Below are 17187 nucleotides of genomic sequence, written 5' to 3'. Positions count from 1 at the left end.
ATCACTTCCTTATCTCCATAGTGGAGCCGGTATTCTTTTTTTATTTGCCCTGTCTTGCCTTTTTGCCATAAAATTAGCTTCCTGCGCTAATGTATTGGCTGTATTCATATAGTTTGATGATTTACTTACATCATCTTCTATAAGAGATAGTACATAAAATATTAAAGGTCTTAGAAATAAGGGATTTATATTTATAACTTCATTTTGAAGAAGCCTAGTATCTTTTGTCTGCTGCAGGTTTGGTTTAATAGTAACTATCAGAGTATAATTCCCTGTATTTTTGAATTTTATAGAGTTGTTTAGCATTTCAAAATGATCATATTTCTTGTTATCTGCATCTAATACCTTAGATACCCCAATATAATCTACTGGAATATCATAGTAAGTATTAATATCAGTGCAATTTATAGTGATTTCTGACTTCAATATCATTCTGTCATAAATACTGCTAAAGAAGTCTATAGCTTCGTTTATCCTACGTCTTATTGTTATTAGATTTAATGGTTTATTGGTTTTACTTAGAATTTCGTTGTAAACATCCTTTACGGTCTGCATTAAGACACCGCCTTTTTAAAATATTTACTATCTTCGTCTATGGTTTCCTTACTTTCATGGACTTTTACATACTTGTAAATATTTCTGCCAACTGTTTGTGTCACATCTTTAAGTTCTTTATCACCATCAATTTCAATCTTTTCATTTTTGTTGTCTATTTCAGCAATAATATTGCGTATATATTCAATCCTTGTCTCTCTTACCCTTTGGAGAGTTCTCTCATCCAGCTCATTGAATGGTATTGATAGACAAAATGTGTTTCCTATCTCCTCACTATGATGAACTTCAAACTGTTTTGTACAATGGTTTCTCACCAAAAAGTACCCTTTATCTATTTGTCTTAATCTTTGTGGTATATTACAGGTGCTTGAAGTTATAACCTCCCTGTATTTATCTATATACATAAAAAATCACCTTTCTTGAAATAAAAAAGGCAAGGACAAAACCCTGCCCTATCCATTAATTTAATCAGCCCTCACTAATCCCTGTTAACATGGCCTGGCCACCAGGATGATCGCATATCATTTCCATATATCTAACTAGTGTAGCTGTAAATACCGGAGTTCCTTGAATTTGATTCAATATTGCCCCTGTAGTTCCTTCAAGCCATTCCCAATCTCCCATATGATGGAATTTAAATTTATTAGTATCCAACAATATCATTGTTCCATCAGGTACAAATTTTGAACTGACTAAAGGTTTATTCCCATAACTTAGAGCAGTAAATCCACCTTTTAGGTCCAGCACATTTACATTTCTCTTAGTGGATTCGAGATAAGCATAATAAGCAGTTTCTACACCAGAAGAACAAAGTAAAAAGTTAGTTTTTGCTCCAGTAACATCATCTAAATATTTAATTGCTTTTTGTATTTTAGTATCTGCAATTGACCCTATAGCTGACTGCATGTACGGAACCATCCAGTAATTAGATGCTCTATCTACTCCGTATAACGAACCTGAGTTTTTAAATATAGCTCCTAATCCAGTAATTTCCATATTATAAGATTGCTGAACTGTAATTATTTCTGTGCCGGTTAAAGTAACATTTCCACCCTCTGTATCAATAGTAATAGTTGGTGTAGAACTTCTTACTACATTAACTATTCTTCTAGCAGAACCGTTTGTTATTGTAGCATGAGTTGAAGCATTTAATATATCAATAGTTAAACCTTCAATTAAGTATTTATAACTGTTAACCGTGAATGTTAATTGAGATGTAGCTGCCCCTGTTGCAGTGGCTATAATCCCTACACCATCACCATAAAGCATACGTGAATTATTAAATTTAGCTGCCCTTTTAAGACCTTCAATTTCACCTTGTAATAAATTCAAAAACGCTCCTTCATTGTTAGCTGAAGCCTTCATTGATTTATGTGATATTGAAAGTGTACCAAAAAAGTTTCTTAAATCAGAAACGAAGTTCTTATATTGATTAGGATTACTTTTTGGTAAATTTCCTGTTTCTGTTCCAGCACCCATACCACCATTGATACCAAAAGGTGCTGCTTTTACAACTTGCTTACCAGTTACATCCTCCGTTGTTGCTGCTATTGCATTATATAATGGATCTGTTTCTGTATTTAACTGATTTTCAAGTAATTCTCTATATACGATTTTTAATACTTGATCTGCACTGGCCATTGTTACTGGCATATCAATCACTCCTTGTCTAAAGTATTATTCTAAGATTGTAATATTTTCATTGCAATTGCTCTTGCTTCTGTCATATCTTTAGGTTTACCCTCTGGAACAACTGGCGTTGAACCATTCGCCTGGCCTAATATAACCGTAGGTGCTTGACCTCCTTGCTGTAAACCCTGTAGATATTCTTGAATAATCTGATTTCTAATATCCTGGTTACCTAAGATATTTTGTTTTACAAATTCCTGATTTTGAAGTATGGAACTAGGATCTTGGTAATTTTGTCCTTTAGCCATAGCATAAGCTATCTCTAAACCATTCGGTACTCTTGCTAAGTCTGCCAAGTGAGGGTTAGCATCCAACACCTGTCCAATTTGACCTTTCCATTGGTCAAAATCAGGTGTTTTTTGTGCAAAATCCCCTACGGCCTGATTCCACGCCTGCTGCTGTTGTTGTGCCTGCATTTGCTGTTGTATAGGCTGAATTTGCGGCTCAACTATACTTTTGAGCAATTCCTGAATAGTCCCTGTTGGATTTTCATAGAACTTATTCATGAATTGCTCTGTTTGCTGTTCTTGAGTTAATTGAGGTTGCTGCTGTCCTGGAGTAACAATATTCTGCATTTGCTGTTTCATCTGCTCAACCATGGCTTGAGCTTGCTGTGCTGCCAGCTGTGCTTGTGCTAACTCTTGTCTGGTTTGGGTATTCATTCTCTCCAAGTTTGAATAAGAATTAGCTAACTCTTCAGAACTTTTAAATTTGCCCAAAATTAAAGCATCAGCATTATTGGGAGCCTGTTGTCCAGGTTGTTCCCCTGCTGACGCTTGATTTGGTTGTTGCCCTTGAGAGGTTCCTTCTGGCGGTTGTCCCTGTAATGGGGCCGCACCTTGTGAAGAATCTCCATTTTGGCTTTGACTTTGTGCTAGGATTGCCAACGCTTGAGCTCTTGGGTCAATAGGTTGTTGAGTTTGTTGCTGCTGCGTTGGTTCTCCTTGCTGTGGTTCGGCATTTCCGAACAACTGTAAATTCATTACTAAAGGTGTTTTAGTTTCTTGTGCTTTTGCCATATTTATTTCCTCCAATCACTCTATCAGATGTTATCCTTATTGGATTTCAGGGCATCTAATAGGCTGTAGTTATTTTTTTTTTATTTATATATAAAAATAAGCCACATGTTGGATGGAATCTCCAATGTGTGACTTTTCTTTTTTCCTTTATCAATTTTAGTATTATTCCAGCAGAAATTTTATTCTAGGATCATCTTTTACAAAATCAAGTTTTTTGTCTTTTTTAATTCTCATTTTTGCTAAGCTTTCATATTTATCTTTGCTCCAACTATTGTCTGACTTCCATTTTCTATGCTTGTATAGCTTTGACTTCATACTATTCATACTGTCTGCTTCGTTTACCATATTTATAATCATCTCTATAGTTTTTTCTTTATCTTGCTTTTCCTTTGCTAAATATAAATCTAATTCATATTTCTGGTACAATCCTAAATCAAACACTTCAACTACACTTTTTGCACGCTCTGTATATTCTGCTGCCTCATTAAATTTATTTTCTTTTAATAGCATCTCTATTATAAAAAATAAAGCTGCCAATGATTCATGTGCATCTTTAAATAATATGTATTCACAAACGTCGTAAGCCTCATCAAATTTTTCACTGCTTTCAAGTAGTAGTACCTGTTGAATCTTTTTCTCCGTGTCTAGATCCATGTCTGGAATTTTATCTAACATTTCTTGAGCCTTTTCATAATCTTTTTTGTCTCTATATATTGCAGATAGTGATAACTTTGCCATAGCAGCTGTCTTTTCATTGCTACTTGCTGCTGCAAGTTCAATCCAAGCAATAATTTTCCCCTCATATTTATCCTTTCCTTCCATCGGGTGTACAACTAAAAATAACCTTAATATTGATGATATTCTGAGTATTAATTCATCACTGATTGAATACTGTTTGATTAAATCGCTTCCTCTTTCAAAAGCCTTTTCAAAACCCTCTTTTGATGCTATTTCACTAACTTCTTTCCCAAATTTATTAACCTCTGTCTCTGTTAATTCTTCATTAAATGCTAATAGAGTATTAACATCAATTTTCAGAACACGCGCAAGAGGAGATAGCAACGTTATATCTGGATAGGATATCCCATTTTCCCACTTGTTCACTGCCGGTGCACTAATATTTAAATAATTAGCAACTTGTTCTTGAGTAAGATTTTCTTTTTTTCTACAATTTCTAATAACTTCACTTATTCTCATAAAATAAACTCCTTCACTTATCTATACATTTAGTTAACTTCGACCTCTGTTAACTAAATCATATCAAAGCTACATAGTTTAAACAATTGAAGTATTTTCATATTTTATTCATAAAAATTAACTATTGGTTAACTTTGTTTTCCTAATAAAATATTCAGAATCTTACTTGTGATACAGTATTTTCACTTGCGAATATAGCCTTATCAAGGCTATATTAATGGTTAAGACTAAAAAATTCCATTATCTATAGTGCGGTTCAGCATTTCTAATAATTTTATACAGTCGTGATTTAATCATTAGAAATATTATACTATTAACACAATTCTTACGAACTATAGTATCACAATAAGTGTACCATTTGTGTTGGCATTATTTCAGGTTACAAAAACTATAGATCTTATATTTTGTGATATCGCAAAAGTAATAAAGGTACTTATGTAATAGTATTTAGAGGTGAATATTGTCTTGTGGCTGTTTTTTACATTGATCGTTGCCGTACCCCTAATACCAGAGCAGAACAATTTCAATATGATAAAGATCCATATACCTACAACTATTCCTGCCTATTCTTATTCTTTCTAAAAATTCTCATAACTAAATCAAAAATTTTGTCTGATAGTAATCTAGCTAATTTTGAAAAAATTATACCAATAGTTACATATATTATAACAGCAAGTAGTGCCCCGGATAAGGGTAATTCCGGCAAAATTATGCATAAAGTTATATATATCATAACAACAAATAAGAACTTTACCAACGCTTTCATATAAATACCTCTAAATACATAACCTCTTAATGTAACATGCGACAAATTACATGCAATGGGTTCTACTCTACCTCCGATAACACAAGCGTTACAATAAATAACCATCGTAATCTAACCATTTAGAAATATTATACCATTAGGTAAAATTTTTATAAACATTATATATTTATCCTTTAATAAATTCTTCTTTCTATCCCCTTCTATTATTTATTGGATCCCTCGATCCTTTTACATTATTATGGGTGATTTTAGTATCACTATTTGCTACTTGATGTTGTTGCATTTGTGGTTGTGCTCCCATCTGCTGCATTATAGCCTGCTGTTGCATCATCTGTATTGCTTGTTCATGAATTTGTACATGTTGGTCGAAATAATCTGCTAAATCAGGTCTTTCTCTGCCTAAATCCTCATATTCAGAAGATAACCTAAACTTGTTATGTTCCTCTATATGAATATTGTGGTCGTCAAAATCCCTGACATTAATCATTAAGCCATTTTGAACATCTATATTTTCACGCATAGCCTTGGATATGTGCATTTGGTCTATGTCGTTGCCATCTTCCCAATTACCATAATTGAGCATTTCCATCACTTTCGCCCTTGTGCTTCTGTCCATTCTTCCGGTATCAGGATCATTGAATAATCCTAGTTGTAATAAATTCATAACCTGCTGCTTCCTCTGTGCTGGGGTTTGGGCTAAATCATCATCTGTAAGTGGTACAACATCATCACTTGTTATCTGGTCCTTATTCCAATAGTTGATATATACCGAATTATTCTTTCCCACTAATCTAGCCATACGGGGACCTGTACTATATTGTTTATATAATCTTAACCATTGTTTGGCCACTTCTAAAATAGCTTGCCTTATATTGTCTGCCGTTAGACTTATCCTCGTATCATCCTGCTCTTTTAATATCTCAAGAGCTACACCAGAACCTGTTCCAGTTGGTGCCTGGCTTGATGAAGACAGCTCTGAAACTCCACTAATCTCTCTAAATTCATTCATAAGCTTTTGTTCTTCATCCAAAAAGGCATTTGGTAACCCCTCACTTTGAAGAAAAGTAGGAGGTGCTGAACCTGGTTTTCTGGGTATCATTGTTCCCGATGCAAATCCATCTTCTTCAAGAGTTTCTTCATCTGCTAGAGTACCATCTTCATAGGTCATTATTCCTATTGCTATTCTATTTAAATACTCATGCTTTCTATTTTTGACTGCATTATATGCACGCTGTATAGGTAAACATCTTTCAGCAACAGATATTGAAAAGAAATTTCCAGCATCTTTTATACACTCTTGACGTACAAAAGGTAAAGCTATTTTGCCGTTTTCACCTATCTTATAAGGGCAAGTACCGTAATAAAGTAATTCATCGCTAGTAGCTATTATGAGCCTTCCTTCCGGATATATCCTTGATGGTAATTCATAATATTCCATTACTATCTGCGAATCTGGTTTTATTGTTATGGCTGCAGTAGGTACTGTGGCACTATATCCAAGTCCACCTACTCCTACCCTTGTAGTACCTAAACTGTACACATCCACATCAGTTCCAGCTACATTTACGTTCCATATTTCCTGTATTTCATCAACTGTAAATGCTTTGGCATGAATTATACTTTTACATTTGTCCATGCCATCATTAAGGCAGGAATCAGGAAAAATTTCATAAGCCGGAACAACTATACACTCAACATCACCCTCATATAAAGGCTCTGGTTGACAATTGCACTCTTCTTCACAATCACAACCTTTAGAATATCCAATAAGCTGACCACCTTGGCTATTCCACACATCTTTATAAAATACACTTCCACATATTTCTGACCATGAGTTAGCTTCACTAATCTTCTGGTTCATCTTCTGACTTTGATATGTACTATCCACTATAGCCTTACATACCTTGGCAGTACTTATGTCCTCATTATCAGAAGTCATTGGCCTTACCGTCATAGAAGGTTTTAGTCTACCTAACTTACTCAGCCTAGTTTCCACTATAGCTGCTATGTGGTTGTATACTTCTCTCTGTTGCCAAAAGTATAACTTTTCCTGTTGGATTATAGTATTGGACAACTCATTTATATCACAATACTGGTTTCCCTGGATAAAGTTTTGTGTAAGCCGCCAACGGAGTTCATAAGGCGTTCTTTCCTCCTGCCTTCTATCAAATTCTTCTTTTACAAAAGATATAATTTGCTCTTTAAATATATGGTCTTGAACATCACCCACAATTGGCTTTGATTCTACTAGGTTTGCTTGATTAGATTGTTTACTATCGAAGAATCCATTTACAATAGTTTTAATATTTCCAAGTATTCCAGGCAAGGTTTACTCACCTCCTTGTCGCTCCATTTCTAAAAGCTTTTTCTTGATATGATTCTTAATTTTAGAAGGTTTACTCTTTGTATTAACTTCTGTCTCTATGCCGATTTTGTTATATAGAACTTTTATTTCATCATAATGCAGCTTTTGCAGGTAGATGATATAGATTATTAGAAGAATGATAATTGCCATTACAAATATATAAATAATCACTGATTTTTACCTTAACTTAATATCTTTATGTCGTAGTCTATTTTAAGAATATCTAAAACCTCATTTAATCTACCCCTACCTACCTTAATGGTAAAACTATCGTCTGAACATGATGCCTTTTGGGGTACTAAAACTATCTGAAAATAGTCTTCTGGTTCAACAGCTTTTGGATTTTCCATGTTACAAGATTTATTAGTATAAGAATTTCCATCTAACATTACATCTCCTCCTTACTTTCCAAATAATCTATTAATTCCTGTTTAGACATACCGAATTTAAATTCTAAGCCTTTCCCTATTGCAATTTCTTTTAAATCATTAAATTTCATCTCAGTATAATCTTTGGCGGGTGGGTGTTTTTGATCCTCAAGATTAATTTCCTCATTTTCCAATAACTTTCCTATATTGTCTAAGCCTTGTTTTGTCTTTTCTTTTAGTAATTTTTCTTCAAAATATTCTTTTAGTCCTGGTCTATTTAAAATCATTTCTAATGGTGCTTCATTAACTATATTCTGCAGGCATTCATCACATACAATTACCCTTTGTCCCATGTTCTCTCCTGGTTTTCCTATTACTTTAGCGCCTATATTACTGCATCCGTAAGTATCACATATGGTGTTATACGGATTTTTGATTATTTCTATTTGAGCCAATTACAAAACTCCTTCCTATATTTTAATCAAAATAAAAAGACTTAATTAATAAGCCTTTACGTCACATTATATTTCAATAATATTTCTAGCAAGCACGCCCATGTATGTGTGTATTTACACTTTCGTTCACCTGTATTACTTGGTAAATTATTCTAAGGCTCATATGGAGAAAAACATTCCTTATAAGGAGCCTCGATATGAACCTAAGAAGTCACTTGATATTATTGCATGATGTGTTGATTCTACTCAATTTCTAATAGTCCTAAAATTGTGGATTTATTATGAACTACTAACTTACCATCACTTTGAGATGCTATTTCCCCTATGGATAAAGCTCCCTCTATGTCAAATGCTAACTCACTTTGAATATTTTTAAGTTCTTCTTCAAAACGTCCTTCTAGAAACATAGCACGAGAAATACAATCAAATAAAAAAGGAATATATTTTTGCGGTGCGATAGATGCACAATATTTTGCTATCTGTTGTGATGAACCTAATAAAGAATTAGTATCGCCTTTTAATATGTATACTTCACTATCCTGTGGTATATCGGCAACACAAACTATTTCGTTATTTTCATTAACCATAATCGGATCTCTCACGATTATGTCCTCTTGACCTTTTTGCACTATGCCAAAAGGATGATCTTTAGCATATATAAAAAAATCTTGTTTTAAGAGCCTTATATGTTCATTATCTTCTATAACATCTCTATACACATCAAATGCATTATAAGAATCTAGTTTTGCTAGGATATTATTTTTAGATACTTCAGCTGTAAAAGGACCTTCAAGCTTATTCCATCCATGCTGCACAGCTATTTTAGATTTATTCTTCACAATACATATACAAAGTACATCTTTAAACAACCCCTTATTATTGAAAATACAGGGCCTATGTTTTAAGTCGTAAAATCCAGCACCTCCACCTACATACTTAATCTTATTGCCTAATTTATCATATATAGTGTCGGTTAAATCCTTCACCCTATCAGACAGGCCATCCATTAATATAATAGCTGTACAATCATTCAAGTTATTTAAATCTAGTTTAAATCTCATTAAATAGGGAAGTACTGTGGCAGTGTATAAAGGTTCAAACTTCTTGATAATAAACCCTTTAGAATAACTGTCATTTCCAAATAATAATCTAGGATAAATTCCTCCGAAGAAATTAATATTTTTATTATTTAAGTAAATAATTAATTCCTCTATTGCTGGAGCCGACTTTTCGGCTACTAGTACCATTAACTGTTCATTAGATTTTACCTTTAGATTTTCAATATACTCTTTTAAAGTAACCATTGATTCTAAATACATACATTCATCCCCTTTGTATAAGTGATCACTTATAGATACTAACATATAAAAAATCCAATAGTAAATATGAAAATATTTTTTAATACAACTTAAGAAAATACTTAATCGCGTATCTCTTTAAGCAACCCAATTATAGATACTATGCATTTTACAAAGCTCCCTTTCTTGCTCTTTTTAGTGCCTTTATACGCCTTTCCAAGTCTTCTTCTAGCAGTGTTTTCTGGCGTTTTGGCACCTTTACCTTAGTAACCATTTGAACTCTTATTTTATTAGCAATAAACCAACCCATAACGCAGTCATCATGTTCTCCTGTAGCTGCTTGTGGCTTACCATCAATCTTTTGAAAGATCAGCATTTCTAAAAGTGTATCAATATCGTTAATAAGCCCTGTTGATTCTCTTACAATTTCTACACCATCACCTACTAACACCGGTCTAGTAGCTTTGGTAGTATTCCAACCATATTTCTTTTGCAACTTACCACTTATATTGTCAATATCTTCTCTAATATACTGGTTAGGATATCTTAAACGCTCCAATTCCTTCACAGGATGAAGGTCAAAATTTATTTCTATGCCTATTAAAGCTTTGTTATACCATATACCTAAGGCAAACATATCCTTTGCAAATAAGTCTGTATCCGTTTTATCCCTATATTTAGCTACTTGTTTACCTGTTACATTGTCTAGCACCTGCCCTACACAGTAATCTTCGCCACCTTCCGCAGTATCACCGCCAATAACATAGGGATAGCCCTGTTTTGGTTTCTCATATACTATAACAGGTCCATTGGGATCATCTACAAACTCTATGGTATTCTCTATAGCTCTTTGAGTAACATCATCATACTTATATTTCATTTTGCCAATTAGTGGAGGATTTATTTTATATTCCTGTTTCAAATAATCCAACCTCTTTAAAACTGCCTCAACCTCAAACACAGGTAAACCACTGCTCAGAAAGGCTTCTAAAGGTGTGCATGGATATTCCTGGTCTAATAGCTCTTTTAAATCCTTTTTCTTGGCTGAATACCAGTATAGTTGCTGCCAATCTAGCTTTTTATCTTCCAGAAGCCATTTAAGCTTATGTTCAAACTTAGTAGTAGGATTTAAAACTCTATTTTTAAAGGTTTCCTCTGCCTCTTTAGCCTCAAAAGTTAGTCTATATTCGCTTGTCTGCCACCATTCGAAGAATAAAGGCTCCCAATTATTTTCCTTCTGTTCACCTTCTACCCACAAAGTACGGTATTCATTGAAGCCATTGGCTGTACTCTCTAATATCTGAATACTGTCTTTGGTTAATGCCTGGCCTAGACCTCCCATTATGGACTGAATACTATCGAAAAAGGCAGATTCGGAGGCATGGAAAAAGTTTATAGTCTTTGAACGCCCTATCTGCTTATTTCCTGCTGTAGCTATTCTCCATTTGCTGTTCAGTTGAGAAAAATGGAGTTCCTGTCTGGTATTATATTTCTCCTGTGGCTGCAATAAAGAGGGTAACAAAGAGTACGGAAACTTTGCCTTATCCTCAAATATAGTTGCAGTATTGTCTGCTGAATCTGCTACCGTCATACCTGTAAAATTTCTATTAGTGATTGTTTTAGATAGCTGATAGGACGTTATAAACGTAGTAAATCCTTGTTGCCTTCCCTTGAGCACCAAGAACTTTAAATGGTGCCTTTTACCCTGCGTATAGTCTCCTATAGCTTTATCAAGTATTTTACATAGTTTCTGCTGCACCTCGTTCAAGAAGAACGGTACTGTCTGAAGCTTTTTGTTGACTACAGAAAAGCACATTTCAATCAAATATTCTGGATGCTCCTTGATTTCCTGTCTTAATCCTTCGCCTTCTGAACTACATAACTTTTCTGCTACTGCCCATGTATATTCCCTATCAAGTTCACCATCTTTATTTGTTTCCCATAGCTCTTTACGCTTTCTTATTAAATCATTACAGTCTAGCACAATACCACCTTTTACAAGTTAGTCATCAACCCTGCTGCCTTTAATCTTGCTAACAATGTATTAAAATCTGCCACTAATCCAACTGCATCTACTGCAACACTATTTTCTTGTGCTGCTGCAACTCTCTTGCCCAAATTCTGTATCTCTGTACCTAATTTCACATCTCTACAAACTGGACTTGCGTTATTCAGTTCATCTCTTTGCTGGTCTGAAATTGCCATTTCTACCACTCCTTTTTATATCTCGTGTAGCCTAGGCTACACGGATTGATTTTATTTGTTTTGTACATTGTTTATATATAAATAATGTACATTATAACTTTTCATATAATTTACCTCTAAGAACTTCTAATTGTTCTTTGAGTTTTTTATTCTCCTCTTGTAATTCTTTAATCTTTTTATCTTTCGCCATTATAATAATATCTTTCGATTTATCTGTTTTATCATATTTAATTCTTTGATTCATTTCTCTGCTAACTTGTTCTTTTCTTAAATCTTCAATTCTCTCTTTGATTTCTTTGTTATTATATAGAAATGTCTTAGATACTCCACTTGTTGTCATTACACTATTGAAATTAACCTTTTGTCCATTAAGGGAGAGTTCTCTAATAGCTTTATCAACTTTTTCTAAAGTGATTTTTGATTTTTGTTTTGCATATTCTTTAAGTCCTTTAGTATGATCTGCCATTATACTATATCCTCCCTTGACTTACCGTTTTTATGAAGTATCTTCTGTTCTCTTACCCTTTCTAACGTATCTTCCAATAATTTTAAGTATGTTTTATTCTTTTCTGCCCAAAGCTCTCTACCACATCTTTCGCTAATTTCTATCTGCGTCTTAACAAGTTCTATTTCTTCCTCATATTCAGGTATATTTTGAACTGTAGTACAGAAACTTCCACACTTTATACAATGATTCATTTGTTGCTTACAAGGTGATTTAGTTGGTTTAAAACATACACCAAAAGGTACTCTTACAGCATCTAAATTCTTTTTAACATACTCATATCTTATAAGATTTTCACCATCATTAGAATTTAAGTCTACTTGTTCAAGTTTATTAGTTTCAATGTTAACTCTAAATAGGTCTAAATCCTCTGTATTCTTCCATTTCTCGTAGAGAGTATTTTCCGTAACTGTCGCATAATGAACGGTCATTTGAAGGCTCTGATGACCTAATATTTGCTGTATAATACTAATACCCATACCTTGTTCCACGTATTCTTTAGCTCTTGTATGGCGGAGTGAATGTAATCTAAGGTGATATAATTCTCCATTAACATCTCTGATATCTTTTTGTTCAATAAGTCTTTGAATTGTGTATAATAAATTATGCTTCGGTAAAGGTCTTCCCTTTAATTTACCTTCATAAGTATTAAATAAATATCGTTTAGGATTATTTTCTTCTGTACTTAGCACTTTAGCTTTATCAATAGCTCTTTGAACCATTTCAGCAACCTTATCTCTAATCGGGATTTTAAGTTGTGCTATACCTGTTTTAGTTATTTCACCACAAAGATAATAATTGTATTTCTGTTCTTTGCTATTCCAAATCTGTTCTAAGCAATTATCATATCTTAGATTTAAGATATCTGTGCCGCGCCAACCTGTCTCTCTAAGAAGAATATAAATAGGTATATATTTCGGTCTATCTAAATCCATGATATTATTGTCTAATTGCTTTAAAATAGGTTCTGGAACGAATTTAACTCTTTTCATTTCATCTTGCACAAATTCTCTTTTCGGAATATCATCCTGGAATATTAAAAATGATATTTCTTTTTTAGGAGCTTTATCATATTGAGCTATTTGTATATATTCTAAGAATGTTCTGATATGGCTAACATATTTTGAGTTCTCTGTTCTGTTTTTACCTTTCCGGTCGTTGCCTATATAATATAAATATTTCTCTATATCGTTTCTATTTAAACTTTCAATAAAGCCATCGCCATGACCACTGGAATAAAAATAATTAAAAAAGTAGCTTAAGTATCTTGCTGTGTGATAACAAGTCATCCAACTCTTTTTAGTAATAATGGTTCTAAAATACTTTTTGACAGTTTCTCTATAATATGTAGGTATATAATTAAAATTAATTAAATTATAATTACTATGACTTGCTCCACTTGCAGGAATTTTGGCACCTCTAATATTCTTTGAATACCATATGTCTTTTTCAGTTTCTTCTCTATCATCATAGAAATTTACGATAAAATTGATTAAATAATTTGTCAATCTAAAATAACTACTTTCTTGTTTATTATAAGAAATACCATTTTGAATCAAATAATTAGTCCACTTGACTTGTGTATTTTCCTTATTCAATTCTATTAAGGTATTACAATCTAAAAATTCAGCTAAATGTTGCAATGATCTGTTAAGTCTTGCAATTCCTTTATTGGTTAGAAGTTTATTTTTGAAGTTAAATGCAAAATAATACTTAATTTCATTTTTTAAAACCTCATTTTTAAAACTATAAAAGTGAATAAATCTCATTCTATCTACTGGCTTTCCTATAAAAAAACTTTCTTTTAAATCCCATTTATCATTCTCCAACCAATAGCCATCATTCTGTTTTAAATAATCAATAATTTCATCATATTTACTTTTCTGATTGCTTTTTATAAGTTGCAAATTATCCATTTATTCATCCCCCTCTTTATAAATATCCAAATTTAAATTGGGCTGGGTTTTTTCAAATTCTCTTGTTATATCTTCATCTGAGGGGTGAATATAAGTATTCATAGTTGTATAAATATTTTTATGTCCTGCTCTTACTCTAAGTAATTCTGGTTGCCATCCTGCCATTCTAAGTACAGTTAGTGAACTATGTCTAAACATATGAGGCGTCACATATATACCAGTTTTCTTTTTCAATTTTCTAAAGAGATTATCCACATCTACGTAATCCATAGCCTTATTTTTCTTATCACCACTAATTTTTATAAATATATGATTAGTTTCTACTTCTTCATTATGATATTCAGCAATATATTCCATGAACATATCAGCTAAGTTTTGCGATATATCTATTTTACGAGGACTGGATACTGTCTTAATCTCAGCATTGTTCTCAAGTTGGCCACGATCCTTTAAATCAATAACCATATCACTTATATCAATATCTTCAATCCATAATGATAAAACCTCACCTATTCTCATTCCTGTTTCATATAGTAATGATAACAAGAATCTATCTCTTAAATTATTACATGCTCTAACGAGCATTTCTATTTCGTCTTTAGGGAGTATCTTAGGTTTACTCTTAGGCACTTTTAGTTTAAGAATATTACTGGTTACTTTTTTCTTATCATAAGCTATTCCATATAGAAATCTCTTGAAATTTCGACTTGAACTGGTAACAAACTTTTTAAGCCTTTCTGATACATCATTGCTGTACTCTTCATGTCTTAAAATATAGTCATAGAATATCAATACTGTATTAACTATAATATTTACTGTTCTTGCACTTCTTGCCACCTCTACCTGATGTGTAGGTATTACTTTCAAACTCTTATATGGATTCTGTAACCAATTTACAAACAATGATAAATCATCAATAGTAACTTTCTGAAAATCTAGACTATTCTGTTCTAGATATTCAAAGTATAACTTTAAATGTTGACAATACATCCTCAATGTATTTCTAGCATAATTGGTATTATCTTTAAACCTAATAAACTTCAAAATAGGTTGTATAGGTAACCCATCTTCATCTGACACATAGTATCTTTCTTTTCCTTCTTCCGTTTTTACTTTTACTACTTCCATTCAGTTTACACCCCTATATTTCTCTTTCATAACTATTATTTCTACATATATAGTTTACTATATATACTATAATAATGTAAACTATATATCTGTTAATTATAGTTGTTTTTATATATAGGAATGCAACTTAAAATACTATAAACACCATATTATTGACTACACTATATTACTTTTTATATTTATTTATCATTTTACAACTTCGCTAAATTTGGTTTTAGCGAAGTTATTCCTCGAAAATTCTATCTAATCCCTGATACTAAGCCATTTCTGCAAGTTTATCTTTATGAACATAATATGAACATTCTCATTTAGAAGAAATCTTCAAGCTTTTTTACTCCTATATTTCCGGAATGTTCTATATCTTGTTTATCTCTCCACTCTTTTGGTTTTCTATTTTTCAACCAGAATATCTGTGCTGTGGTATCCGGTACAACTTCTTTCTTAACCTTCTTGGTAATCACCATCTTGTAAATAGGAAACCCATGTATATCCGTAATTATTTTCCCATATTCATCCTTTTGTATAACTCTTTCCTCTGTAACTTCTTCATACGAATACCCTAAAGCTCTTTTTAAAAGTGAATTTTCCACTTCAAAGTCCACTATTTCTTTACCTTTTTTTAAGGCGTTAGAAAAGTCAGGATATTTTTTAACATAATCATAAAAAGTTGGCTTAGATATACCTAGATTTGTCATTATCTGTTCGTCAGTGAGCCCATCTCTTGCCCAACCTTCAACTAATATCAATTTATCTTTTACGGTATCCCATTTTGACTTTCCCATGAACTCACCACCCGCCTTATTCGTTTTGTTTTGGAAATGCAAAAAGAGTCCTTATGATCTCATCTCTTTATTAAATTTCATTAATTATAAGTATCATAATAAATTCATTGATCATATTATAGTGCCGAGGAGGTAAGACTTATGTCTAGTTGTAATAAAATTCAAACACATGATCATGAATTTTTAGGAAGCACTATGTTAGCTGAATTAGAGGAAGATCCTCATAATCATAGATTTGCCGGAGTATCTGGTCCTGCAATTAGAGTCCCACGTGGACATGTTCATGTAGTTAAAGCAAGAACAGACTTTTATGAAAATCATTTTCATGAATTCGAAGCGACCTCTGGACCTCCAATATATGTTGGAAATCGTAGGCATGTTCATTTTGTAAGGGCAACAACTACAGAAAGCGATGGTCACACTCACAATTTAATTTTTGCTACACTTATTGAAGATCCTATTTCAGAAGAAGCCTAATGTTAAAAAGCAGAGCTGTTAAATATTTATGCAGCTCTGCTGTATTTTGATTATTCTATCTTATCCTCCTAACAACACCCTTAACCCTCCTGTAGCAGTCATGCCGCATAAGTTTCTCTATATCAGAAAAGGAGAGGTTCTCGCCTCTCCTAGATTTATCTTTATTAAATTTTTCATCTTGATTAAGCTTTTCTTCTGTAATATCTCTTATCTTCATACCTCTTACCTATTTCTTTTTACGTAAAAAGAGTATATCTGAAACTTAAATATTAGTGTAAAAAGGAGATGTGTTAAACAGATATACCCTTAGCAAGTAATTATCTGGAGTCTATAGAGTTTAATTACACTTATATCTATATATATGCGCTAACTTTAACCTTTATATACGTCTCTCAATACATTCTTTAACTTTTATTCACAAATTTACTATTTTACTCATAGTATGCATTGTAAATAAATTTA

Annotated in this window: 18 protein-coding genes; 1 reads left to right on the top strand and 17 read right to left on the bottom strand. The window is 32.6% G+C overall.

The window, feature by feature from the left end:
• Positions 1-9 precede the first annotated feature (9 nt).
• The 16 genes from ACJDU8_RS17740 to ACJDU8_RS17665 all read right to left on the bottom strand — a co-directional run bounded on the left by ACJDU8_RS17740 (position 10) and on the right by ACJDU8_RS17665 (position 16248).
• The gene (locus ACJDU8_RS17740) at positions 10-555 is read right to left on the bottom strand and encodes a hypothetical protein (protein WP_406793496.1); all 546 of its coding nucleotides are present in this window, start codon (positions 553-555) and stop codon (positions 10-12) included.
• Positions 555-959: a hypothetical protein gene (locus ACJDU8_RS17735; RefSeq protein WP_406793495.1), complete on the bottom strand. Its 405-nt coding sequence runs from the start codon at positions 957-959 to the stop codon at positions 555-557. The genes ACJDU8_RS17740 and ACJDU8_RS17735 overlap by 1 nt, the downstream gene beginning before the upstream one ends.
• A gap of 64 nt (positions 960-1023) precedes the next feature.
• Positions 1024-2208, bottom strand: coding sequence for a phage major capsid protein (locus tag ACJDU8_RS17730; RefSeq protein WP_406793494.1), 1185 nt, complete (start codon positions 2206-2208; stop codon positions 1024-1026).
• Positions 2209-2237: 29 nt separating this feature from the next.
• Positions 2238-3263 carry a hypothetical protein gene (locus ACJDU8_RS17725; RefSeq protein WP_406793493.1) on the bottom strand — a complete coding sequence of 342 codons (1026 nt, stop codon included), beginning with the start codon at positions 3261-3263 and terminating at the stop codon, positions 2238-2240.
• Between the two features lie 162 nt (positions 3264-3425).
• Positions 3426-4460: a helix-turn-helix domain-containing protein gene (locus ACJDU8_RS17720; RefSeq protein WP_406793492.1), complete on the bottom strand. Its 1035-nt coding sequence runs from the start codon at positions 4458-4460 to the stop codon at positions 3426-3428.
• A gap of 553 nt (positions 4461-5013) precedes the next feature.
• Positions 5014-5226, bottom strand: a complete 213-nt coding sequence (locus ACJDU8_RS17715; RefSeq protein WP_406793491.1) for a hypothetical protein — start codon at positions 5224-5226, stop codon at positions 5014-5016.
• 190 nt (positions 5227-5416) lie between these two features.
• Positions 5417-7552 carry a portal protein gene (locus tag ACJDU8_RS17710; protein WP_406793490.1) on the bottom strand — a complete coding sequence of 712 codons (2136 nt, stop codon included), beginning with the start codon at positions 7550-7552 and terminating at the stop codon, positions 5417-5419.
• A gap of 221 nt (positions 7553-7773) precedes the next feature.
• Positions 7774-7980 carry a hypothetical protein gene (locus tag ACJDU8_RS17705; RefSeq protein ID WP_406793489.1) on the bottom strand — a complete coding sequence of 69 codons (207 nt, stop codon included), beginning with the start codon at positions 7978-7980 and terminating at the stop codon, positions 7774-7776.
• Positions 7980-8414 (bottom strand): hypothetical protein, encoded by a 435-nt coding sequence (locus tag ACJDU8_RS17700; protein ID WP_406793488.1) that lies wholly within the window; start codon positions 8412-8414, stop codon positions 7980-7982. The genes ACJDU8_RS17705 and ACJDU8_RS17700 overlap by 1 nt, the downstream gene beginning before the upstream one ends.
• A gap of 242 nt (positions 8415-8656) precedes the next feature.
• Positions 8657-9733 (bottom strand): FIST signal transduction protein, encoded by a 1077-nt coding sequence (locus tag ACJDU8_RS17695; protein WP_406793487.1) that lies wholly within the window; start codon positions 9731-9733, stop codon positions 8657-8659.
• 148 nt (positions 9734-9881) lie between these two features.
• Positions 9882-11696: a terminase large subunit gene (locus tag ACJDU8_RS17690; RefSeq protein WP_406793486.1), complete on the bottom strand. Its 1815-nt coding sequence runs from the start codon at positions 11694-11696 to the stop codon at positions 9882-9884.
• Between the two features lie 11 nt (positions 11697-11707).
• Positions 11708-11917, bottom strand: a complete 210-nt coding sequence (locus tag ACJDU8_RS17685; RefSeq protein WP_406793485.1) for a hypothetical protein — start codon at positions 11915-11917, stop codon at positions 11708-11710.
• 91 nt (positions 11918-12008) lie between these two features.
• Entirely contained in the window at positions 12009-12383 is a 375-nt protein-coding gene (locus ACJDU8_RS17680) for a DUF6262 family protein (RefSeq protein ID WP_406793484.1), read from the bottom strand.
• On the bottom strand, positions 12383-14338 hold the full coding sequence (locus ACJDU8_RS17675; RefSeq protein ID WP_406793483.1) for a tyrosine-type recombinase/integrase: 1956 nt from the start codon (positions 14336-14338) through the stop codon (positions 12383-12385). Before ACJDU8_RS17675 ends, ACJDU8_RS17680 begins: the two co-directional genes overlap by 1 nt.
• Entirely contained in the window at positions 14339-15466 is a 1128-nt protein-coding gene (locus ACJDU8_RS17670) for a tyrosine-type recombinase/integrase (RefSeq protein ID WP_406793482.1), read from the bottom strand.
• Between the two features lie 308 nt (positions 15467-15774).
• A complete protein-coding gene (locus ACJDU8_RS17665) occupies positions 15775-16248 on the bottom strand; it encodes a transposase (RefSeq protein WP_406793481.1) in 474 nt (157 codons plus the stop codon).
• 141 nt (positions 16249-16389) lie between these two features.
• Here ACJDU8_RS17665 and ACJDU8_RS17660 point away from each other — a divergent pair, with 141 nt between their 5' ends.
• Entirely contained in the window at positions 16390-16725 is a 336-nt protein-coding gene (locus ACJDU8_RS17660; protein WP_406793480.1) for a YmaF family protein, read from the top strand.
• Positions 16726-16780: 55 nt separating this feature from the next.
• Here ACJDU8_RS17660 and ACJDU8_RS17655 read toward each other — a convergent pair whose 3' ends face one another.
• On the bottom strand, positions 16781-16942 hold the full coding sequence (locus ACJDU8_RS17655) for a hypothetical protein (RefSeq protein WP_406793479.1): 162 nt from the start codon (positions 16940-16942) through the stop codon (positions 16781-16783).
• Positions 16943-17187 lie beyond the last annotated feature (245 nt).

Origin of the sequence: Candidatus Clostridium eludens (assembly GCF_045310515.1) — a bacterium.
Taxonomy (GTDB): Bacteria; Bacillota; Clostridia; order Clostridiales; family Clostridiaceae; genus Clostridium_B; species Clostridium_B eludens.
Note: the sequence above shows the minus strand (reverse complement) of the source record. Positions and strands in the feature narration are given on the sequence as shown.